The 23,355-nt window shown below is 36.7% G+C and carries 15 protein-coding genes; 8 read left to right on the top strand and 7 right to left on the bottom strand.

Annotation, left to right across the window (positions count from 1 at the left end):
* Nucleotides 1-18 precede the first annotated feature (18 nt).
* A complete protein-coding gene (gene cimA / locus N3F66_04065; protein MCX8123321.1) occupies nucleotides 19-1,605 on the bottom strand; it encodes a citramalate synthase in 1,587 nt (528 codons plus the stop codon).
* A 313-nt stretch (nucleotides 1,606-1,918) separates the two neighbouring features.
* Between cimA and N3F66_04060 the strand changes: the two genes are divergently transcribed.
* The 3 genes from N3F66_04060 (at nucleotide 1,919) to N3F66_04050 (ending at nucleotide 5,757) form a co-directional block, all read left to right on the top strand.
* On the top strand, nucleotides 1,919-3,052 hold the full coding sequence (locus N3F66_04060) for an ATP-binding protein (protein MCX8123320.1): 1,134 nt from the start codon (nucleotides 1,919-1,921) through the stop codon (nucleotides 3,050-3,052).
* Between the two features lie 10 nt (nucleotides 3,053-3,062).
* Nucleotides 3,063-3,485, top strand: coding sequence for an NUDIX hydrolase (locus N3F66_04055; protein ID MCX8123319.1), 423 nt, complete (start codon nucleotides 3,063-3,065; stop codon nucleotides 3,483-3,485).
* A 100-nt stretch (nucleotides 3,486-3,585) separates the two neighbouring features.
* Entirely contained in the window at nucleotides 3,586-5,757 is a 2,172-nt protein-coding gene (locus N3F66_04050; GenBank protein ID MCX8123318.1) for an alpha/beta fold hydrolase, read from the top strand.
* 33 nt (nucleotides 5,758-5,790) lie between these two features.
* Here N3F66_04050 and N3F66_04045 read toward each other — a convergent pair whose 3' ends face one another.
* The 3 genes from N3F66_04045 to N3F66_04035 form a co-directional block, all read right to left on the bottom strand.
* Complete coding sequence (locus tag N3F66_04045; GenBank protein MCX8123317.1) at nucleotides 5,791-7,062, bottom strand: hypothetical protein; 1,272 nt, start codon at nucleotides 7,060-7,062, stop codon at nucleotides 5,791-5,793.
* Nucleotides 7,063-7,105: 43 nt separating this feature from the next.
* Nucleotides 7,106-9,505 (bottom strand): endopeptidase La, encoded by a 2,400-nt coding sequence (lon, locus tag N3F66_04040; GenBank protein ID MCX8123316.1) that lies wholly within the window; start codon nucleotides 9,503-9,505, stop codon nucleotides 7,106-7,108.
* 48 nt (nucleotides 9,506-9,553) lie between these two features.
* Entirely contained in the window at nucleotides 9,554-10,186 is a 633-nt protein-coding gene (locus N3F66_04035) for a DedA family protein (protein MCX8123315.1), read from the bottom strand.
* Nucleotides 10,187-10,662: 476 nt separating this feature from the next.
* On the opposite strand from N3F66_04035, the gene N3F66_04030 reads away from it, so the two are divergent.
* Entirely contained in the window at nucleotides 10,663-11,190 is a 528-nt protein-coding gene (locus N3F66_04030; protein MCX8123314.1) for a hypothetical protein, read from the top strand.
* 4 nt (nucleotides 11,191-11,194) lie between these two features.
* Here the strand turns inward: N3F66_04030 and N3F66_04025 are convergent, their stop codons facing one another.
* On the bottom strand, nucleotides 11,195-13,615 hold the full coding sequence (locus tag N3F66_04025; GenBank protein MCX8123313.1) for a hypothetical protein: 2,421 nt from the start codon (nucleotides 13,613-13,615) through the stop codon (nucleotides 11,195-11,197).
* A gap of 281 nt (nucleotides 13,616-13,896) precedes the next feature.
* Between N3F66_04025 and N3F66_04020 the strand changes: the two genes are divergently transcribed.
* On the top strand, nucleotides 13,897-14,409 hold the full coding sequence (locus tag N3F66_04020) for a 3D domain-containing protein (GenBank protein MCX8123312.1): 513 nt from the start codon (nucleotides 13,897-13,899) through the stop codon (nucleotides 14,407-14,409).
* On the opposite strand, the gene N3F66_04015 is transcribed toward N3F66_04020, so the two are convergent.
* Together N3F66_04015 and N3F66_04010 are read right to left on the bottom strand one after the other, a co-directional pair.
* Complete coding sequence (locus N3F66_04015) at nucleotides 14,396-16,087, bottom strand: Na/Pi cotransporter family protein (protein MCX8123311.1); 1,692 nt, start codon at nucleotides 16,085-16,087, stop codon at nucleotides 14,396-14,398. The genes N3F66_04020 and N3F66_04015 overlap by 14 nt on opposite strands.
* Before the next feature lie 41 nt (nucleotides 16,088-16,128).
* Complete coding sequence (locus tag N3F66_04010; protein MCX8123310.1) at nucleotides 16,129-19,080, bottom strand: tetratricopeptide repeat protein; 2,952 nt, start codon at nucleotides 19,078-19,080, stop codon at nucleotides 16,129-16,131.
* A 219-nt stretch (nucleotides 19,081-19,299) separates the two neighbouring features.
* Between N3F66_04010 and N3F66_04005 the strand changes: the two genes are divergently transcribed.
* The 3 genes from N3F66_04005 to N3F66_03995 all read left to right on the top strand — a co-directional run.
* Nucleotides 19,300-19,620 carry a hypothetical protein gene (locus N3F66_04005; protein ID MCX8123309.1) on the top strand — a complete coding sequence of 107 codons (321 nt, stop codon included), beginning with the start codon at nucleotides 19,300-19,302 and terminating at the stop codon, nucleotides 19,618-19,620.
* 17 nt (nucleotides 19,621-19,637) lie between these two features.
* Complete coding sequence (locus tag N3F66_04000; protein ID MCX8123308.1) at nucleotides 19,638-21,344, top strand: zinc-ribbon domain-containing protein; 1,707 nt, start codon at nucleotides 19,638-19,640, stop codon at nucleotides 21,342-21,344.
* A 54-nt stretch (nucleotides 21,345-21,398) separates the two neighbouring features.
* The coding region (locus tag N3F66_03995) for a DEAD/DEAH box helicase family protein (GenBank protein MCX8123307.1) at nucleotides 21,399-23,355 on the top strand (1,957 nt) is incomplete at its 3' end.

Below are 23,355 nucleotides of genomic sequence, written 5' to 3'. Positions count from 1 at the left end.
GATTGTGCCTGTTGTATATTAATGTGTTGTTTTTTTTCTGGTTTTAAGCAGCATATATTCTATACCATCAACAAGTGCCTGCCATGACGCTTCAATGATATTTGTTGATACTCCAACAGTGCCCCAATGATCTGTATGCCGTTTATGGTCAATTAGAACCCTGACAGATGAACCGGTGCCATCTTTTTCATTAAGGACACGCACCTTGTAGTCAGAAAGCTGCAATTCACGAATTTCAGGATAAAAGTTTTCAAGTGCTTTACGGAGGGCATTGTCAAGCGCCTGTACAGGACCGTTGCCATTTGCAGCAGTGTGCTCAATTTGGCCGTCTACTTCCACTTTTATGGTGGCTTCACAAGTTACCCTGCCAGATTCATCTTTCTCGGTGATTACTCTGAAGCCTTTTAAGGTAAAAAATGGCGCATATTCGCCATTGCTTCTGCGTATTAGTAATTCAAAGGAGCCCTCTGCTGCTTCAAACTGAAATCCCTGGTCTTCAAGCTCTTTAATACGCCGTAGAATTTTTTCAGGTAGCTCTATTTTGTCAATGGAAATGCCAAGTTCTTGTGCTTTTCCCTGTATGTTGCTTTTGCCAGCAAGCTCCGAAATAAGGACTTTTCTCCTGTTGCCTACAAGTTCAGGATTTATATGTTCATAGGTAGATGTGTTTCGCTTGAGTGCTGACACATGAATACCGCCTTTATGAGCAAAGGCATTATCTCCTACATACGGTGCGCGTTCATTATGTGCCAAGTTTGCAATTTCGCTGATATAACGGCTTGTTTCAGTTAAATGGTGCAGTGATTGTGCAGCATTGCAGTGATATCCTAACTTTACTACAAGATTGGGAATTAATGCTGTCAGATCACAGTTACCACAGCGTTCGCCATAACCATTGATAGTTCCCTGCACTGAAATGGCACCACTTAACACAGCAGCTATTCCATTTGCAACAGCCACTCCTGCATCATTGTGATGGTGTACACCCACAGGAGTATTAAAAGTGGAGCATACTGTTGCGGTAATTGAACTGATTTCATGCGTTAGTGTGCCTCCATTGGTATCGCATAATACCAACATGTCAGCACCTGCATGTTGTGCAGTTTCAAGAACTTTCATGGCATAGTCAGGATTAGCTTTATAGCCATCGTAGAAATGTTCTGCATCTAAAAATACCTCAAAGCCCTTATCCTTTAAGTAGGCAACTGTATCATACACAAGTACAAGATTTTCTTCAAGGCTTATGTTGAGGGCGTCGGTAACATGAAAGTCCCAGGATTTTGCAACAATAGTAAGAGTATGTGCCTTTGAATTAACAAGATCCTGTAAAAGGCTGTCTTCAGCAAGTTTCATTTTTGGACGTTTGGTTGAGCCAAATGCTGCTATTTTTGAGTGTTGCAAATTAGCTTTACGAATTTCGGAAAAGAATATATTGTCTTTGGGATTGGAGCCCGGCCAACCCCCTTCAATATAATCTATTTTTAGCTTATCCAACTCCAGTGCAATACGTATTTTGTCCTGAAGGGAAAAAGATATCCCAAAAGTTTGAGCCCCGTCACGTAATGTAGTATCGTACAATATAATATTTTTTTTCTTTGTATCCATATATAGCGTCTAACTACCAATAATTTTTTATGAAAATAAATATATTACATTTTTTTATATACTACAAATATTATTGAATAATTTTACCTCAGTTGTTATATTTTTTTGCATTTCATTAAGATTTCAGGGTAATGTATTCAAATAGCAGTGCACAATTTATTCAAGCTATTTTTTTTCTTTTTATAACAATTTGCTTGTATTTTATTATTAATGCTACCTATTATGTTTTAGGGGATAGCTGAGTGAGGGTTGGTTGCGTTAAAATTGCTTAAATTGTAATAAATTACTTAAGTTAGTATTGCCAGCGTGACCTATGAAACATATTACACCATATACATATACTCAAAAACAAAAAAAATGGATAACGCTATTATATGTTATATTGACGCTTTTAGTTATTACCCTGCCATTAGTAGTGTACATATTTATATATCATGTCAGCAATCACTTGATTTCAGTGCCACTGTATATTTTTTTGTTTTTTTTGTTTATTGTTACATTAGGAGTGGGTATTTATACCACCATACGGTATTTAATACTGGCAACAAGGGAGATAGTAACCAGCAAAAATGAGTTAGCATTAAAAGATGTTATTATTCAGCATTCGGATGAGATAATCATTTTATTGGATATGTTTGGCAAAATACTCAGTATTAATCCTGCGCTCACTTCCATACTAAAATTTAATAAAGAAGATATTGTTAGCCAGCCATTCAGATTTATTTTATATGAAAAATCATTTGAGGATTCAATAAAATTACGCGATCTTTTGCTCAGCAGATTTCGGGATGTTTTCAAAGGATATGAAGCTGAAATTGTACTGCCTTGTAGAGTACAGCATTATTCCGAAATTAAGTCGATAGCTTTTAAATTAATTCCAATTTTTCAGGAAAGCACTTTACAGTATATTCTTGTAATCGGGAGGGTTATTCAGTCAGATTTTCTTACCAGTAACTATCTCAAATCTGAGTATGCAGAATTCATTATTGATAACAATATACGAATGGTTAACCTTTTATCGTACCGGCTTACTCGTAACTTAGAATCGTATCTGGATAAACGTGAAATTATACGTATTCAATTGGGGTTACAGGAAGCAATAATTAATGCTATAGAGCATGGTAATCTTGAAATAGATTTTGAAACAAAAAGTAGGTTGAAAAAAATGGAGGGCAATTACTGGGACCATGTCCTTGATATATGCAATAAGGATAATCTAGAAAAGAGGAAGATTAAAGTACAATATTACCTTTTAGATAGCTGTGTTAAATACATTATAACCGATGAAGGGAAGGGTTTTGACTGGAAACAGTACATCACTGCTTCAGGTGACAATAACCTGTTGCACAATTATCATGGTGTTGGGCTAACAATGTTGCAGGATATCTTTGAAGTATCGTTTAATGAAAAGGGCAATGAAATAACATTAGTAAAACGTTTTGAATAGAGAAAAAGCCGTGGCAGAATATCGCAATCCTGTACCAACAGTTGACATCATAATATTATTAGAAGATGAAAATGGCACGCTTCATGAGAATAATATTGTTTTAATCAAACGAAAGAATCCACCATTTGGCTGGGCTTTGCCGGGTGGTTTTGTTGATTATGGCGAAACGCTAGAACAGGCAGCAATACGTGAAGCAAAAGAGGAAACATCGTTAGATGTTACACTCCTGCGGCAGTTTCATACCTATTCTGATCCATCACGTGATCCACGTCAGCATACTATTACCACAGTCTATATAGCAAAAGCAAAGGGTACACCGCAGGCAAACGATGATGCAAAAGAAGCTAAAATATTTAGTATTGATGATTTGCCACAACCAATTGCCTTTGATCATGCATTAATAATTGAAGATTATAAATGTAAGAAATATTAATCAGTGAAAAGCTCTGCTAGACTTATGTATACATTTAATGCAATTATAAAAACTAGATAAAACATTCATTGGCAAAATTCTATTTTTTAGAGGGAGCATAATGGAATTTTCTTATAACCTGCTAAAACTTACCGGTATGGCTATTGATGCATTGGCACGGTTTAGTAAGGCTGATATACGTGTGCATGATGCTGACAGAATACCTAACGCTCCAGTTGTTTTTGTGGTAAATCATTTTACCCGCATGGAGACCTTTTTCCTGCCCAATGTTATTCATAAAATTACGGGTAAATATATCTATTCACTAGCGCATTATAGCTTTTTTGGTGGTGGATTTGGCAAATTCATGGAAAAACTAGGAGCGGTTTCAACAAAAGATCCTATGCGCGATGTAAAATTAATTGGTGCACTCTTGCGTGGGGATGTTGATTGCATAATATTCCCTGAAGGGCAAATGGTTAAAGATAAAAAGCTTGTTGAGCATGGAAAGTATATGGTGTATAATTCCGGTATACGGCGGCCTCCGCATACCGGTGCAGCATATATTGCTTTACGGGCACAATTCTATCGGGAAGAGCTCAAAAGTTGTAGCCAGCGCAATGCCTGTGATGACCTCAATAGCCTGATGTTGCATTTTGGAATATCTCAGCAGGAACTATCGCACATAATTGATAAGGAGACATATATTGTGCCGGTCAATATCACATATTTCCCTATAAGAGCGCGCACCAATATTATTAACAAAATTGCAAATATACTGGTAAAAAATTTACCACAGCGCATTGAGGAAGAACTTGAGGTAGAAGGGACCATGCTTGTTGAGGGCGTTGATATTGATATTAATTTTGGTAATCCAATTGCCATAAGCCCGTATTTAAAGAGCTATCTTGCAAAACAAAAAATTGAAAGCAAGAAGTTATATCTTGATCCAAATGAATTGCAAAAGGATGTATTGCTCAGGAAAATAGCAATTGATATTATGTACAGGTATATGCGTGATATCTATGCAATGACCACAGTAAATCACGATCATATATTTTCGTATCTATTGACAAGATCCGGTAACAAAATCAAAGAATCTGATTTTAAAACAAAGGCATATTGTGCTATAGAAGCAGTAAAAAAACTTACGCTAACAACCTGTCATACATCGCTTAAACTTAAGCAGGGATATTTGCTGACAGATGACCCACATCGTCGTTATAACGATTTTATTGATGCAGCTAAATCTGATGGACTTATTTCAATTAAGAATGGGGTCATTTACAAAAATAAAGAAAAGTTTTCCAGAATGTATGAATTTCACACCATACGCAAAGATAACATAGTTGAAGTGTTGAAAAATGAGATTGAGCCGTTGCCTCATGTCATTAACGCGCTCAATAGAGTCTACTTTACCCCCATGTTTTGCATACGCAGAAAACTGGCAAAACATTTTTACAAAAAAGACCTTGAGATTTTTGAAAAGGATTACGCACAGTATTTCAAACAGGGTGAAACAAAACCAAAGCATATAGGTATGCCAGTGTACAAAAAAAGATGGTGTGCGCACACCGGTGTTGTTCTTGTTCATGGCTATATGGCAGCGCCGGAGGAAATGCGCCAGTTGGCAGAGTATTTATACAAGCAGGGGTATACCGTATACTGCACACGGCTTAGGGGGCATGGTACATCGCCGGAAGATTTAGCCACTCGAAAGTGGGAAGAATGGTATGAATCAATAAACAGAGGCTATGTAGTTGTTAAAAACAGCGTACGTAAGGTTTTTATGTGCGGATTTTCCACTGGGGCAGGGCTTACACTTTTGCATGCTGCCAATAAAAATGGTTATCTACAGGGGGCGATAGCAATTAGCGCTCCTTTCAGATTACAAAACATTGCAGCAGGATTGGCGCCGGTGGTGGATACCTGGAATAAATTTCTTTCATTTTTAAAAATAAAAAAAATTGGGCATCTGGATTTTATTCCTAATAATCCTGATAATCCTGATATTAATTATCTACGTAACCCGGTTTCGGGCATTCACCAGATGGAATCCTTAATGAGTCTTTTGGAAAAGCGGCTATCTGATATAACAATTCCCGTACTACTTATGCAGGGTGCAGGAGATAAAACCGTAGACCCTAAGGGTGCATTTGAAATGTTTATAAAAATACCTTCAACTAAAAAAGAATTTACCATGGTGCATTCAAAAAGCCATGGGATTACCCGTAACGAAGAAGGCAAGCTGGTAGCGCGAAGGGTTGCGGCGTTTATTAAAGATTATAAATAGTGATTAGTCTATGCAGCATATATCTGTGTCACATTACAGTCTATAAGATAATCCAGCACCTACAGTACAATTCCATGTAGTAGTTTTTGTTTTTGCATAAAGTGATAATGTATCTTCAGCATGGTAGGTGGATTCGTAAGAACCGTTAGTTATTATTATTACCGTTGATAGTATTGTTGTGGATGAAAGTGAATAATTAGTTCCAAGTGTAATCAATGTCAGATTAAATGTACCTTTACCGTAGGTGTTAGTGCTTCCTGCTGTGTTGACAAAATGAAAAAAAGCTGCACCAACCATACATTCCATATTTTGTGTAAAGGATAGCTGTATGCCACCTTTCATACTGATAATAGTGTCATTATGGATGGTTATGGATGAGTGTTTTATTGTTGGTGAAGGGTTATTTGTGACATTAATGTCTGTGTTGGTGTAGGAAGAGGGCATAATTATCCCAAATTCAAGTGCAATGCCGGTTTGTGGAAAAATTTTTGCATAACCACCTGCTATAATCTGTGGGCCTTCATACTGTTGGATATCCCAGCTGTCACTGTAGGAGATGTCAGTTACGCTGAAATCAGCTTCAACTTGCTTTTTCACACATTTAATGACTGAGGGGGTAAACCGTAATCCTACCTGAGTATCATTTTGTGTTAGTAAAAATCCCAATGAAGGCTGCAGAAGAACCCCATATTCGGTAATGATATATGAATAATCTGTAGGAGAAAGTGAATTATCATTTTGTGTTTTTTTATTGGAAAAAAACGGTGTTATTGCACATTGGATGCCAAAAAAGGTATTATCTGAAAGACTGCCCCCATACGCTATGCTAAGTGTTGGTTTTAATTCATCAGTTATAGTTGTTTCTGTTTGTTCAAATGTCAACGATAGTGGAGGTGGAATAGGATTAGGAATACTGCCATTGAGCTTTTGTGTATCTTTCTTGCGCAAATATAGATTATCTTTTGATGAAATACTATAACCAAGCATTCCCTGACCTAAAGGCTTTGCATATCCTGCAAAGAGTGAGAAAGAATAATAATAATCATTTGCCTGATCCACAGAGTTAATAGTTATTCCTGACGCGCTCAATTTAGGTTTTGCATCTTCAGTATGGTACACATCGCCCATCAGATAGAATGAGGCTGTGGTATACGAAAGTGTGCCAAGCAATGCCGGGTTGCGGGTTGTGTCTATAGCTCCTTCAGAGGTAACAGTTGAGATTCCACCCATCGCAGTACCATGAATCTGGGCAGCAAGCTGTACAGTAAAACCCATGAAACACAAAATCAGCACTATTTTTTTCACCGGCCCCACCTGTATTTTTATAATAGTATATCCGGATTGTATATTAGTTAAATACTATATCAAACACTTGATTTACATGTGCAACAAAAAATAAAGAAAGTCCACGGGTAATATGTGATGGTATATCATTCATCTCTTTTTTATTTTCCAGTGGCAGTATCACTGTGTTGCAATGTTCACGCTTTGCTGCAATCAGTTTTTCTTTAATACCGCCAACAGGCAACACCCTGCCTGAGAGCGTCAGCTCACCGGTCATGGCTATGCGTTTTGTTACTGTCGTGTTTTTCACAAGTGAATAAAGTGCAGACGCCATAGTTATACCTGCAGAGGGTCCATCTTTTGGAATTGCTCCAGCTGGGACATGAATATGTATGTTATTCTTGTTGAAAAAGTCTATGGCATTTGAGTCGCCTTCAAAGTAATTTTTAATATAGTTATATGCGATAGTAGCTGATTCTTTCATTACATCGCCAATATTGCCGGTAAGTGTCAGAGTTGATGAACCCTGAGCTGGTGTAGATAATGCTTCTACAATAAGCACTGATCCACCAGTAGATGTCCATGCCAGCCCGATTGCAATACCTGGATTTAGTTTTTCGGGGATGGTGTCGCCAGTGTAGTATTCTGGACCAAGTAATGTACGCAACGATTCTTGGGTAAGATGATTGGGGAATGAGTCATCTTTTTTCACAATTGATTTTGCCTTTTTCCTGCAAAGACGCTCTAACTGTCGGTCCAAATTTCGTACTCCAGCTTCGCGCGCCCATCCATTGATAATATAGAAAAGAGCATTTTTATCAAGCTGTATGGAATTTTTTGGTAAACCATGCTTTTTAAGCTGTTTGGGCAAAAGAAAATGTTTTGCAATGTGATATTTTTCCTCAGCAATATAGCCTGGTATTCGTATCACCTCCATGCGGTCAAGCAATACATCAGGTATAGTATCAGTGGTATTGGCGGTTGTAATAAAAAGAACTTTTGAAAGGTCAAAAGGCATGTCAACATNGTGGTCCCTAAATGAATGATTTTGCTCATAATCAAGTACTTCAAGAAGAGAGGCTGCCGGATCGCCCTGATAGCTCTGATACAGTTTGTCAATTTCATCAAGCATAAAGACGGGGTTTTTGGATTTGCTTATTTTTAAACCCTGTATAATTTTACCGGGCATAGCACCTATGTAGGTACGCCTATGCCCTTTGATTTCAGCTTCATCGCGTATACCGCCTAATGACACTCTGAAAAAGGTGCGTTTTAATGAATCAGCTATTGCCTGACCAAGAGATGTCTTCCCTACACCGGGAGGTCCTACAAGGCACAGGATTGAGCCGGTTGAATCAGGTTTTAACATCCTCACTGATAGAAACTCAATAATTCGCTCTTTAACATCTTCAAGCCCATAGTGGCTTTTTGCTAAAATTTTTTCGGCTCTGGCAATATCCAGGCAGTCTTCAGTGTACGTGTTCCATGGCAGGGAAAGCACTGTATCTATGTAGGTGCGTGCAATGATATATTCCGGAGTGTTTGATTCGATATAATAAAGGCGGTTAATTTCATCTAGAATTTTTTCTTTTGCTTCGCCCTTAAGATTAAGGGTGTCAACTGTAGATTTCATCTGCTGAATTTCGTTACTGCGCTCATCGTCAAGCCCCAATTCCTGTTTAATGATCTTAAGCTGTTCGCGCAGAAAATAATCCCGCTGTTGTTTGTATATTTTTTCATTTATCTGGTTTTGAATCTTTCGCTGAACGGATACCACCTCCAGTTCTTTTTGCAATAAAACCAAAACTTTCTCAAGACGCTTTTTAACATTTATTGTTTCAAGTATATTCTGATATTCCTGCTTTTCAAGATTCAATATTGATGTCACAAAATCGGCAATACGACCGGGTTCATCAACATTGAGCATGGTGAGTTTCATTTCTTCTGTGAAAAGCGGGTTGCTTTCGGATAAAATTTTAAGCTGGCTTAATATAGCACGGGTTAATGCTTTAATCTCAAGGTTTTTTGGATTTGCTTTATCGTAAATATATTCAACTTTGGCAATGATACTTTTTTTATCATCAATGATTTTGGTGATTCTAAATCTACATATACTGTTGATAAGAACATTTATACTTTCATCTGGAAGGTTAATCTTTTTGATTATCTTTGCTGCAGTTCCAAACATTTCAATATCATCTATCTCAACGTCTTCAACATCGTCGTCTTTTAACACAGCTATTCCTATAGCACGTGATGAATTTAAAGCGTCATCAATTGAGCGCATGAATCTGGGTTTAGCAATTATAAGTGGGGTAATAATGCCAGGAAATATCGGCCTGTATCTAACAGGAATGATGTGAATTGTTGAAGGCAGATTAGTGTCAATCTTGGAAAGGTCACTTGCAAGAATGGTATTTTCTATTTGAATGGTGTCATTATCAAAGTATTCTTCAAAATTCATTAGCTATCTCCATAAATTGTGTATGCATCGTGAATTATATTCAATAAATTATTTTTTAGCTACATATTTTTTCAATTTAATAAAAAAGTATACCATTGCAATACCTAAAAAAATTAAACCTATTATTGTGCTGTATTGCGATAACATAGTACTTACTTTACCCTGTACAATAATCCAGTTATTACCCAGGGAATATCCTAAGTATATAAGAATACAGTTCCATAAGGATGAGCTGATGAAAGAAAACATCACAACTTTATATGTAGAAAGGTTTGAAAAGCCCGTAGTCAAGGATATGACACTTCGTATGCCTGGTAAAAACCTGTTAGCCAAAACCAGCCAAATCCCATACGTCTGTACCCACTTCTCAGCTTTCAATATAGCCTCTTTATTGAAAAAAGAAAAGTTTTTTTTGATGATTAATTCCTTGCCAAAAAACTTGCCAACTAAAAATAACATGACAAAACCCATAACAGATCCAATAGTTGTTGAAATGTAAACCCAGAAAAAATCCAATTTTCCTGTGCCAACAAGAAAAGCCCCAAATGCAGTAACAACATCACCTGGCACAGGGGGGATAAGATTTTCCAAAATTGCAGATATGCATAACAATAAATAAAGCAAAGGATTACTTCGGGATTCGATGAGTGAAGGCAACTGTTGTATCAAATCATCAAACATGATAGCTACTTTTATTAAAGTACATTGTTGTGTATGATTGCAAAAAAATAATTTACATTTTATTGATTTTACTATATAATATAAACACTGTTGGCATTGCTATTTTATTATAGCATATTGATACATTGAATTCGTATGATGAAAATTATCGTAATAGAAAAATTTTCTTTACTTGATATCCTATGAATCTATAACTGGATAGGAAAACAGTGTTTTGAACCAATTATAAAAAGAGCTTGTTATTTTGTCAAGTACGCTGATATATGCAATGATAATCAATTTAGCTATAACATGCAAAGATGAAAATGGAAAAATTTTATTGGGTGGGCGATAGTTACGGTGTAGTTGAAATTGGATGAGAAATGTGTTGTGATGTCATTCTGAGCAAAGCGAAGAATCGAAAATTTGAAGGCAAGATTCTTTGGTCACTTTGTGACCTCAGAATGACATAGAAAATTATTTTGGAGGAATAATCTATGCGTAAGTACATTATATTTTATATTATATTCGCATTACTATCCTGCAGCACAACTGCTGTAAAAGAGACAGAAGACCCCTTTGCACTGGAAAATAAAAAGTTTCTTGAGGAAAAGAATGGTGCTGAACTTTTCAGGGTATTGATAACTCCTGATACCTATCAGGTTGTTCAGATGAACTATCATGATAAAATAACCCGTAATAAGGATGAAAGCGGGGATAAATATATTCTAGAAGAAGCAGCACAGTATAATCAGATTGATGAAGCTCGTGAAGGGATTGCCACAGTGTGGTTATTCCCTGATTCAGGGGCAATAATGAAAATACGGCCTACTCAGCTGACATTTCTAGTTGAACTGGACAACCTAATTGTCCAGGACCTACAGCGCTGGACTTTTTCCTTTCCCGGCAAAGCAGTTGAGCCAACAAAATTTGATGTAAAATACAGAATAGTGTTAAGAAAGAAACTTTCTGATGAACAGATAATGCAGCAAATCAGAGAAAAAATAAAAGATAAAACACAGTAACGTACTACATAGATGTTGTATTGATTATTAATCGTACTGCATTTTCATCTATCAAGAGTTTGTTGGCTATTTCCTTTGAACTCCACCCCTTATTTGAAAGTTCACGAACTGTCTTGATTAATCTTTCATTGATATTTACGTTTGGAATTCCTTTTATCTCTTTGCCTATAACTGTATTACTATCGACAGCTTTAAGAAAATCAGCAAACTGTTTCATGCGCTTATCGGTTTCAGTAAACATCAGCTGCAGGCGGTTGTCGGTCTGACTGATTTCATCCCGCATATCTTCAAGCTTTTGAAACATAGCATTCACCTGTTTAATCCGCTCTTCAATGTGCGCTGTAAGGCCTTCAAGTTCGGCAAAATGTTCTTTGACTTCACGTATTTCCTGCTCGCGGGTTTTCAAAATAAGTGTATTTTCTTCAATGCTATGCAGATACCCTGTGAGCCGTTCAATTTTCTTTTCTGACTTTTCTAAAGTTGACTGGAATGCCTTAATACGGGTTTCAATTGATTTCATGATCAGGTCAGTCTTATTAACCGACTCTAAATTTTTTGTTATGGTGTTTTCATATTCTTGGAGTTCATGGATTCTGTTTTCAAGGTCATTATACACTTTTGCTAGTGCATCAATACGAGCATTAAATTGGTCAATTTTCAAAATGCCATCCTGCAGGGAATCTGCCTTAATTGAAATCATATCAGCAAGTTCCATGAGTGCTTTAATTTGAGATTCAACCGTTGCCAGTTTTTCTTTTCGTGTTTCAAATACTTTTAATTCGCGTTCTACTGTTCGGCGGATATCTTTGATAGATTCAACTTTTTCTAAAAATTCATCCAGTTTTTTAGATTCCTCACGTGATTGAGCAAGTATGGTATTCAATTGGGTCAATGCACCCTGAACTGTTTTGAGCATATCATCGGTTCGTGTAAAAATTTTGTGATTTTCTTCAAGGCTTAAAAGTTCGTCTTTCATGGCAGCAATATGCTGACTCATGGTGTCAAATTCATTTTTAGCTTCAGCTAGCTTTGATTCAATTGACAGTTGCAGCTGACGTTCAACATGATTGGCTCTTTCAGTAAGGTTTTGAAAGCGCAATTCAATGGACTGGTACTCTGAAACAAGCATTTTAAGCTGTTCTTGGGATGTATCTACAAGCCGGTGTTCCATTTCTATAAACTTTTCGCCAAACTCTTCTATTCGTGCTTTGATATCCTCAGCTTCCTTGCGTGCTGCTTTTACAATCTCATCTTTTTTAGAAATAGCATGAATATTCAGATTGTCAAATGCAGTACGTATTTTATTTACTTCCTCATCAAATGAAGCAATGAGCTGAGCTTTTGATTCATCAATATTTTGTTCAATTAATCGCAGTTTATCATATACCTTTTCTATGTCAGTATTAACCTGTTCAATTAAGCTTTCGCGCATATCCTTAAATTCTTTTAATGAGAAGGATATGCTTGTTTTGACATCATTTGCTTTTTCTTTAAGATCAGCAAAAATGCTGTTTTCAACTTCTGTGATAGAAGATTTTAATTCAACAATCTGATCGCTGACTTCAGCTAACTCTTTTCGCATTGCAGTGACAGAGGTGATACGTATTTGGTCTAAATCCTGTTCAAAGTCTTCAATAGATTTTGCCAGCGTTGCAATTTTTTGGTTTAGGTCGGTAAATACCCGGCGTTCAGCGGATTCAACTCGCTGTTCAATTGAATCTACTGATTTTGTAACAGTATCTATCTTTAACCTGATATTTTCAAGAATTGCATCGCCGGTGTTGGTGATGTTTTGTTCCATACGCGATAGCGACTCGGAAAAGTTGCGGGTTAACAGGTCAATCTTTTCCTGAGAAGCCATAAGTAGACGTTCTTCTTTTATATTGATGGTATCACGCAGCTTGTTGATTTGTTCTGCAATTTCCTCGGATAATTCTCTGGATCGCTCGCGAACCTTATCATTAAAGGTTTGCAATATTATTGAGGTATCCTTTTCCAGTTTTGAGAGATTTTCGGTGAGGTAATGTATTTTTTTTGCTATGTCACCAAAACTAGCTCGTGAAGCAGCTATGTATTCAATTTGTTGATTTACATCACGGGCTGCATTTGAAATTACTTTAAGATCTTCTTCAACCTTTTTAAGGTTTGTTTTTTCGATGTCAAGCCCCTTTAGCTTTTCTTCAATTTCAGCAATTGAACCATTGAGATGATTACTCAGTGCTTGCGCTTTTTTTAACATTATATCCAATTCAATGGTAGAGTCATTGAACTTGCGTTCTTCTTCCTGAGCCAACTTTTTAAAATCATCTAGTACTTTTGATGTATATCGTTTGACTTTGGTTAGTCGTAAATTGGAACGGTCAAGACGCCGGAAGAAGAGTATCATGAATAAACAGGTTACCAGCGTCGCAATATTCCATATCATCGTATAACACTCCTTTTTTGGTAAAATTTATACATATAAATAGTATTGTTAAAACATATCATTCACATCATACGATGTATAATCATAATTATTAGGAGCAATGAGAACAAAAATTAACGTTTTTTACATTAAAATTGTACATAAAACAATTAATAAAATTTGTCAACATAATTTTATGTCACATTAAAAAATGATTGACTTCACTTTGAAAAAACAGATTTTGGCACAAATTACATTCTTCCTTTGAATAATTAGTAAAAATTGTATAGTAGGGTAAATCAATGCAAAAAGTACTATTCAGTGTGATATTACTGATGATAGCAGGATTGCTGGCATTTGCCTATCAGGATTTATTACCAAAGAATGATCTTTTTGAGGAGCTATCGCACACAAAAAAGATGGATTTTAATACCACATGGAAAATTACTGCTTACTGTCCTGGCAGATGCTGTAATACAAGGTATACTGATAACGGTGTTGATGATTATACCAATTGTGCAGCAATTGGTGGTGTTACATTATCCGGGCTTATGGAGCAGGGAATAAATGTTGCAGCCGTTGATCCAGATATTATACCTCTTGGCTCTATAATAAAATATAATAATAAATATTATGTTGCACTTGATACTGGCAGTGCCATAAAAGGTTTTACTCTTGATATTTTAATGCCTCAACATAAAACAGCACATGACTTTGGCGTAAAGTATTGTAATGATATAGAAGTGTTTGTTCCAAAGAGGCCTAAAGAACTAATTGAAAAGATACGGGCCAGGGCTTTTGTCAAAAAACCCTGACACCCGAGATGCTTTCAGCTACATTAAATGCATGGTCACCAATTTTTTCAAATTTTGAGAGCATATCAATAAAAATAAGGCCAGCGTTGACATCACATATTCCTTCATTCAGGCGGTTGACATGACCCTTACGCAACTCATTTCTTAATTCGTCAATTCTGTCTTCAAGGAATTTGGAATCGGACATTATGTCCTTATTGCGTATTGTGATGTTGTCATTAATCAAAACCAAAAATTCCCTCACTTTTACTGCAATCTCATCAATTCCTTTTACTGCTTCATCGGAAAATTCAATACCCTGTTCATATTTTCTTCGTATAAGCTTAAGTAACGATTCACAGTTATCGCCTATGCGCTCTAACTCATTGACCGTATGCAGAAGTGAGGATACTTCTTCACTCTGTTCATATGATATGTTGTTTTGCAAAATATTTACAAGAAAGTTGGAGATCTCTTTTTCAAGGTGATCGGTGAGGTTTTCCAGTTTTATAATTTGCTCAACCTGTGTTCCTAATTTTTCTTTTGGGTGATGGAATACTTCCATCACCATGTCAAACATCTCAAGGACAATACCACACATTCGCTTGATTTCCAGGCGAGCCTGATTGATGTTGATTGTAGGTGTGGCAACCAGTGCAGTAGTGATATATTTTAAATGGAATTCATCTTTTTCACCTTCGGGTTTTGGTGCAAGTTTTGTTGCAAGCTTTGCCAAAACATCGACAAATGGTAAAAATACAATAGTGTTGATAACATTAAAGGCGGTGTGGAATGCTGCCATATGGTCTGCAATTACCTTTGATCGTACTGCCAGAATATCTGAATAAGGATTACCGGGAACAAGCCAGTCTACAAATGGCACAAAAAGTTTATGAAAGATAAACATAATCCATATTACACCAATTAAGTTAAACAAAAAATGCGCGCGGGCAGCTTGTTTAGCCTCAGTTGAAGCTCCAATTGCTGCAATATTTGCAGTGATAGTTGTTCCTATGTTTTCACCTAAGATGAATGCACATGCAGTTGGGAAATCTATAAGGCCATTTACTGCCAGTGTCATTGTCATAGCAACGGTTGCACTTGACGATTGGACAATCATAGTTATAATTGTTCCAATGACAACCACAATCAATGTTGAAGGTATATCAACTGCGCTATAACGTGACATGAGGCTTAATATTGCCTCAGAATTACGAAGGTCTTTGACTGCATTGCTCATAATATCAAGCCCAAAGAAAAGAACACCAAATCCAAGCAACACTTCGCCGTAGTATCGTACCTTTTCATTTGATATAAACCGTATAAAAAAACCAATACCTATACATGGCAATGCAACAGCAGTAATCTTAACTTTAAATCCAATTAAGGCAACAAGCCATCCAGTAACCGTTGTCCCGATATTGGCACCATATATAATACCAATTGATTGTTGCAATGTTAAAAGTCCAGCACTTACAAAGCTTACCAGCATTACAGTTGTTGCACTTGAGGACTGTATTATTGATGTGATGAATAAACCGGTAAAAACTCCCTTAAACCGGTTGCTGCTCACTCTCCATAAAATGCCCTTCAGCCTTTCACCTGCTGCTTGTTGCAGGGATTCGCTCATGATCTTCATTCCAAATAAAAATAATCCTAATCCACCAAAGATTGTGATACCTATCGAAAAACCATTCATATTTATATACCTCGTTTATTAAAGTGAAGTACTGTTAGTAACTATCGTGGCATGTTAACTTTGTCTTCATCCTTAAGCTCGTTTTCCTTAAGACGAACATCATACGCTGATTGATTGATAGGTAATGGGAAGCTTTCGCCTTTTTCTTCATCCAGTTGGTTTGTACGCGAATCGTTCTGATTTGTGGGTTCATCTTTTTTTCCGGAAAAGCGCTCAAGACTTGATTGTATTGATGGATCGTTGGGATCAAGCAGTTTTGCCTTTTCGTAGTATCGTTTTGCTTCCTCAAGATTCTTCAGTGATTCGTAACATAGGCCAATATTAAAAAATAACGATGCGGTTGCCATATTCATTTGATGGGCTTGTAACAAATAGTTGAGGGCTTCGGGATATTTGCCCTGCGATATTAAGAGTATCCCCAACTGATACAGAACATCGGGGTTATTTGGGTTGATCCTCATTGCATTGTTGAGATATTTAAATGCATTGTCCATGTTCTGGATTGTTGCGCTTATTATGCCAATACGGTAATTTGCAGTAAAATTGTTGGGATTGACTGCAAGCATGGCTGAATATAATGATATAGCTTTATCCCATTGTTTGTCTTTTTCGTATAGGAATGCAATGTTTTCATAAAGTTTTTCTTTATAGCTGATTACATTAATGATGTATTGCCGCAGCGATGGCATATATTCTCCCGCACGACGCAAATCCATGAGCGTCTGCATCTCACGTTCAAACTGCTGTTGTATGCCATAGTATTCAGATTGTTTTAATAATTCATTTATCCTTTTGGCATAAAACATCCTTACCTGTAGTGTGTTAACCCAGTAAGGGGTTTTATCAGCAAAACTTATGACTGCATCATTGGTAGCAATGACTGTTTGAGCATAGCTATTGTGGTATGATACAACATCAGGTTTTTTAAAATTAAGGACCATGTATTCATGTTTACTATCAGGCGGTACTATAGATTGTACAGAGGTGTATAGTATATACGATAATGCATGTTCAGCATTAATAAAGATGTTTGAAACTGGTGTTGTCTGAATGAGGTTTTCCAATTTTTGTACTTTGGCCTGATCAATAACAAACCCAGTGGGCATGTTTGTTGCACCAATGATCATATGATTGCCGTAAATGGCAACGAGTGTATGTGAAAAGTGTTTCTGCAAAGCCGCGGAAAAGCTACTCAAATGTTGTAATGGAAGATGTGTTACGTCAATTATCATAAAATAGTAATCATCAACGTGTTGTTTAATGCTGGCAATGTATGCATCTGAAAAGCGAAATGCATACATATAGTGATCAAAGATATTTGGGATATCAATGATGGTCCCTTTTTTACCGTATATTGCAGCAAGAATATTGCTATGAACAGTTGCATACTGTTCCACGCCAGTTATAGTTGGTTTTTGATAATCAACAATGCGGTCGGGAATATAATCTATGATAACCGGGGAAGGTAGTATGCTATAAAGATTGTTGGTAAAAAATTTGTGATAGCCATCTATGACAATAGTATGACCTGAACCTGTAAAAAGGCTGGAAAGCACAATTGAACGCTTTATATCCCGCGCTGAGTGTTCGTTTAATGAACATACTGGTATGCCCTGGATATATGCAGTTGCAGGTTGTGTTATAAATGATGAATTAAAATTTGCCATTGCTATGGAGTCATAGCCACTGCAATATCTATGAACCAGTGTATTTGAAAATGGCAATTTAAAATAAATATGTGTAATAATAATAGCAGGTATAAATAGCAAACTTATAACAAAGTACAGTATTGACGATACAGATCGTTTGGTATTCTGTAAAAGATACAAACCGGGAAATACTATAGTAACTATTGCCAGTACATAGATAAGCATGAAAAACCACAAATAGGTTAATTCTATCCATATAAATGCAATAATTATGGGAATTGGAATAATAAAAAAGGAAAAGAGTAGCAAAGTGTATCGTGACTGATGGTTATTTTTCAGTACAATCTGCTGCAGGGATGTACCAAATGTTAATCCTGCAAATACACTAAAAGGGGCTGCTGCAATAATACTTGCATAATAAGGAATGGTATTGCTGTGATTTACAATGATAAAAGCAAGGAAAAGAAATGGATACAGCATTTCGCCGTAAATAAACACAGTAGTATGTGTTTTTATAAATTGTGAGGCGATAGCTCCTATAATGAAGCTTACGATTATGGCAATAAGTGAATAAAGAATAATGTGCAAAAATAGCCCATGGCGGGCAACGATAGTAACAAGTATGAGAATAGTGAATATAACTATAAACGAAACATTACAATATGTGAAGAGAATATCATCGCGCGAGGTAATATAAGTTTCTTCTTGAATACCTTTAGAAATGATAACGGGAGGGCAAAACGGCAGTGTAAGAAATAACGTAATGACAAACGATAGTATTGGAAAAATAATATAGCAGATAAGATAGTAGGGATGATAATATATATATACTCCACACGCTGCAGATATAATGAATGACGTTAGAGCAACAAGTATTGCCATTGCGGCCGGGTTTTTATTGTCAATATAGTCGCCGCTGGTTGTTTTCAGAAAGTAGGATGCTTTTATTCCTGAACAAAAGTACAATATAAAAATTACCGTATATGGCAACCAGTAGTAATGTTGAAGAATTTGTATATATCTTAAAGTGCTGTCGCTGTAAATAAGGAGGCCAATGACCGGAGCTATCGCCACGCATGAAACTATAACTTCCTGTGTAATGATGATAATTCTATGATTTTGTAACTTGCGTAATATAGCACTCCCGGCAATAATGCCAAAAAGCAGGCCGGAAAATGCCAAAGTCAGGATATACTTCCATACAGGGGTATACAGTGCTAACGAGGTGATACCCAGAATAGTTATCACAGTACCTACAACAAGTGTCGCAATTGAGAAAAATACTGAAAGCAGGACAAGCCGTCGCTGTGTTATACTGGAATAATTAAATTCTTGTATTTTCATGAATGTATATGGATTTCCTTACAATATGGAACACACAATAAGATTTTTATGCCGTAATAAACGTTATTAGTAAAAATGACAAGAATTTTTCAGGATTAAATAATTATTAAGATTTTTTTATGATTTTACCGTAAATTATATATAGAAGCTTTTAGACTTTTTTTGTTGCAGTAATTTATTTATTTTGTTATATATACAATAGTAACTATTGGAGTATATATGCACGCAAAAAATGCTTTTGAATATATACCTGAAGACAATCTTGTTGTATTATTTGTACTAATGGTATGCACTGCAGGTTTGTATTATTTCTGGTGGATTGCTCGTGTCAGCCGTATATTTTATGATAATCCCGTAAACAACATACTGCTTACTATCCTCACTGGTGGTGTATGGCTTATCTATCTTACCATAAAATATATGCAGAAATCCGAAATGCTCAATGGCAGGCAGATGCCTTGGTATATGGTATTATTTTTGCCAATAGGCTTTTTGATTGTTCAGCATAATATTAATGAGCGGTATTTCACCAGTCAATAAATCATCAGGAGCCATTCATGATTGTACGATGCAGCGAATGTAATGCAGCCTATCAGGTTGATGATGAAAAGGTAGAGAACAAGCGTTTTGCATTTACCTGCCCCAAATGCAAGACTCATGTTATTATAGACAACCGTATAGAAAAAGTGCCAGAGAGAAGTTTTGACCAGAGGCTTGTGGAACAAAAAGCTGAACGGAAGCCAGAACAACATGTCCATACTACAGACGAATTTGAAGATATACTGCAACAGGAACACTATGACGTACATGCAGAAAAAGATATTTCAAAGGCTGATGAGGATTTGCTTTCAGATATTGAGTCATTTGATGAGCCCCAACCAAAAAAAAGAAAACTTGAAGACGAATTTGCCCCAATTGAAAGCGAAACAATAGACCTATCCGATTTTTCTGCTGAGGAATTAAAGAGCGCTACTGAAGAAATACAACTCCCCGAGGAGCCACTTGATAAAGACCTATTGCTTGAAGGCGACATCAAATCCGATGAGATTTTCTCCAAGGAGAAAGATCTTGATGAAAGTATAACAATTGATCTTGATACACTTGACATCCCTCTTGATGAATCCACAGTAATTGAGGAAACTGAGATTTCTGAAAAACCTTCAGTCCTTGAGAGGGAAAAGCTTCCGGTGGAAGATATTGACTTTGATGATATTTTGGTTTCTGATGAGGAAATTCCTAAGAAAACAAAAGCAAAGAAACCCGTTGAAAAAGAAACAATAGATGACATTACTCTTGATCTTGATTCGCTGGACATTCAGCTTGAGGAGCATGAAGAGGTGTTGCCAGGTGAACAAATACTTGAAGAAGATGAAAAGCTTACTCTGGAGGATGCTGGTTTAACAATAGATGAGTTAATTGAAGAAGAAACAAAGAAGCCGGTGGAAGATGAGGAAGATTTAAAGCTTTCTTTAGACGAAATTGAGCCAGGACTAACGGTTGATGACTTGCATAAAGAGTTAACAGAATCAGAAATTGAAACAATAATGTCAAAGGGAATGGATTTACCCGAAGTAGATCTTGATAAATTTGAAATGGAAGATACCCAAACTAAAACATATGTTCCTGAAGAATTTGAATATGCTGAAAAAGAAACTATAGATTCAGTGCCTGCTGGTTTTGTCAATGTAACCGTTGATTTTGCATTGTCATATTCTAGAACAGGTGCAGCATTACGGCTCCTGGGTGTTTATTTTATTTCATTGCTGCCACATATAATTGTCAATACCATCTACAGTGTAGTGTCATCGATAGTTGGCTTTTTGAACTGGTGCGTAATATTATTTACCAGGCAATTCATAGATGATTTTGCCGACATACAGCAAAATACATTACGATATTGTATTGCAATTATAGCCTATGCAGCACAGATAATTGAAGACAAGCCTGTATATGCAGGGAGGCCAAAGGTTGAGCATAGCCTGCAGCTTGATATTGTATATCCTTCAGAGCCATCGCGCTTGTTAGCGTTTTTGCGAATTACAGTAATAGGCATACTTATTGCAGCACTCCCTCATCTGCTGCTGCTTGTAGTGCTGACGCTTGGAATGCTTGTCCTTATACCTGTTGGCCTTATTTGTATAATTGCAACAAAGCGCTGGCCATCACTGTTATTTGATTTCATGTACCGGTATTACAGATACTACGCACGTGTCAGTGCGTATATTATGGGACTGGTTGACAAATATCCTTCATTCATTTTTTGATAGACAACCCGCAGTGCACCTCTTACAGTGCCACTATACATAAATACTATTTTTATGGATGTTCAATCTGTCATACATGATGTGTTTGCAAGCGGGATGTTAGCGCGCTATATCCGCGATTTTGAGTATCGCTCCATACAGGAGCAGATGGCTCATGCTATTGCACAATCATGGTATGACCAAACACACGTAGTCATTGAAGCTGGTACTGGTACCGGGAAAACATTTGGTTATCTTTTGCCAGCTGCACTGTTTGCGCTGTATGAGGATGTTAAGGTGGCGATAGTTACTGAAACCAAAGCCCTACAGCAGCAATTAATCCTTAAAGATTTACCTGTTGTTGCATCACTAGTGGAAGAATTAACCGATAGCTCATTAGAATATGCTCTTTGCTTAGGTAGCAACAATTATCCCTGTTTACGACGTTTGCAGCATGCAATTGATACAGGCAGTTTTGACAAAAGATTTGTAGCAGATATTCACTACCTCCATGCTCTGTTAAAAAAAGATCACACTATTACCAGGTTTGACGTTCAGGTAGCGGATGCTGTATGGAATGCTATCTGCCGCGAATCTGAACTATGCACTATGCACAAGTGTAAATATCGAAATAAATGCTCATATATGGAAGCACGAAAACAGTGGCAGCAGGCTAATATCCTTGTCATGAATCATTACCTCTTTTTTTCTAATATTGCTGCGTCAAAGTCACTGGTGCCGGATTGCAGAGGTGTAGTATTTGATGAAGCACATTCGCTGGAAAGGATAGCTTCAAGCCAGTTAGGATTTATAATCAATATTGAGGCACTTAAAGAAACATTGGAGTATATTATTCACAGAAAAAAAGGCTCTTCGCTCATTGAAAGGTGGTTGCCTTACGCTCTTCATCAGGAAGCCATTGAAATATTTGATAATGCATTGCGTCAGCTACAGGTATGCAAGTCAATCTGCAACAATATATTACAGGAATTGCAAACATTGAGGTTAAGAAATCCTTTAAAGGAATGCCTTCCGTTACTCAAAGCACTAGAAGAGATACTTGGCTTGTTTGAAAAAGTTGAAGCTGAAAAGCTAGAAGAAGATTGGCGTTGTGAGTTTGAGTATCAAAAAAGCATTATCATGAATACCTGCAATAACCTTGGCATGATTGTGTTTATGGATGATGACAGCTACGTTTACTGGCTTGAAAAAGAAAAAAGCAGAGAAGGAACACTGTGTATGTGTGGACAGCCGCTGGATGTAGCTTGTATCATTCATAAAGAAGTAGTGGAATACTATAATCATCTTGCATTTGTGTCTGCAACATTAACCGTCAATAATAGCTTTGATTATTTTATACGGAGCATTGGCCTTACAAAGGCTACATCTTTGATACTTCCTTCGCCATTTGATTTTGCTGCACAGTCTGTATTATTCATTGATAGAGATAATGTGGACCCTTCAGAAGAAACTTTTATAGACAATGCAGCAGAAAAAATCAAAACAATAATTAATATTGTGCAGGGAAGATGCCTTGTGCTTTTTACTTCATATTCAATGTTAACAAAAATATATGAAAAGCTTTATGATGCTATTCCATATACAATATTTTCTCAACACCTAATGAACGCAACTGCAGCATTGCAGGAATATATTGGATGTGATAATGCAGTCCTTTTTGGGACACATTCATTTTGGCAAGGTGTGGACCTGCCAGGAGATTTAGCGCGTGCTGTTATCATCATGAAGCTTCCCTTTGAGACTCCAGACAATCCCATTGTGGGAGCAAAGATAGAAAAAATACAAAAAGAAGGTGGCAATCCATTTATGAGCTATCAGCTGCCTTATGCAGTGTTGCTATTAAAACAGGGTTATGGCCGGCTCATTCGCAAATCATCTGACAAAGGTGTGATTGCAATTCTTGATCCCCGTATAGTTACAAAGTCGTATGGCAGGATATTTTTAGCTTCACTCCCTAATTCAAAAAAAGTATATTCTTTAGAAGAATTAGAAGAAGCGTATAGAAATCTTA

The sequence above is a fragment of the Spirochaetota bacterium genome (assembly GCA_026414805.1).
Lineage (GTDB): Bacteria > Spirochaetota > UBA4802 > UBA4802 > UB4802 > UBA4802.
The sequence above is the reverse complement of the archived record's forward strand: the minus strand, read 5'-3'. Positions and strand labels throughout refer to the sequence as shown.

Coding starts and splice junctions, on each gene's coding strand:
- cimA (MCX8123321.1), bottom strand. CDS start 1,605: ATGGATACAAAGAAAAAAAATATTATATTGTACGATACTACATTACGT.
- N3F66_04060 (MCX8123320.1), top strand. CDS start 1,919: ATGAAACATATTACACCATATACATATACTCAAAAACAAAAAAAATGG.
- N3F66_04050 (MCX8123318.1), top strand. CDS start 3,586: ATGGAATTTTCTTATAACCTGCTAAAACTTACCGGTATGGCTATTGAT.
- N3F66_04035 (MCX8123315.1), bottom strand. CDS start 10,186: ATGTTTGATGATTTGATACAACAGTTGCCTTCACTCATCGAATCCCGA.
- N3F66_04030 (MCX8123314.1), top strand. CDS start 10,663: ATGCGTAAGTACATTATATTTTATATTATATTCGCATTACTATCCTGC.
- N3F66_04025 (MCX8123313.1), bottom strand. CDS start 13,615: ATGATATGGAATATTGCGACGCTGGTAACCTGTTTATTCATGATACTC.
- N3F66_04020 (MCX8123312.1), top strand. CDS start 13,897: ATGCAAAAAGTACTATTCAGTGTGATATTACTGATGATAGCAGGATTG.
- N3F66_04015 (MCX8123311.1), bottom strand. CDS start 16,087: ATGAATGGTTTTTCGATAGGTATCACAATCTTTGGTGGATTAGGATTA.
- N3F66_04010 (MCX8123310.1), bottom strand. CDS start 19,080: ATGAAAATACAAGAATTTAATTATTCCAGTATAACACAGCGACGGCTT.
- N3F66_04005 (MCX8123309.1), top strand. CDS start 19,300: ATGCACGCAAAAAATGCTTTTGAATATATACCTGAAGACAATCTTGTT.
- N3F66_04000 (MCX8123308.1), top strand. CDS start 19,638: ATGATTGTACGATGCAGCGAATGTAATGCAGCCTATCAGGTTGATGAT.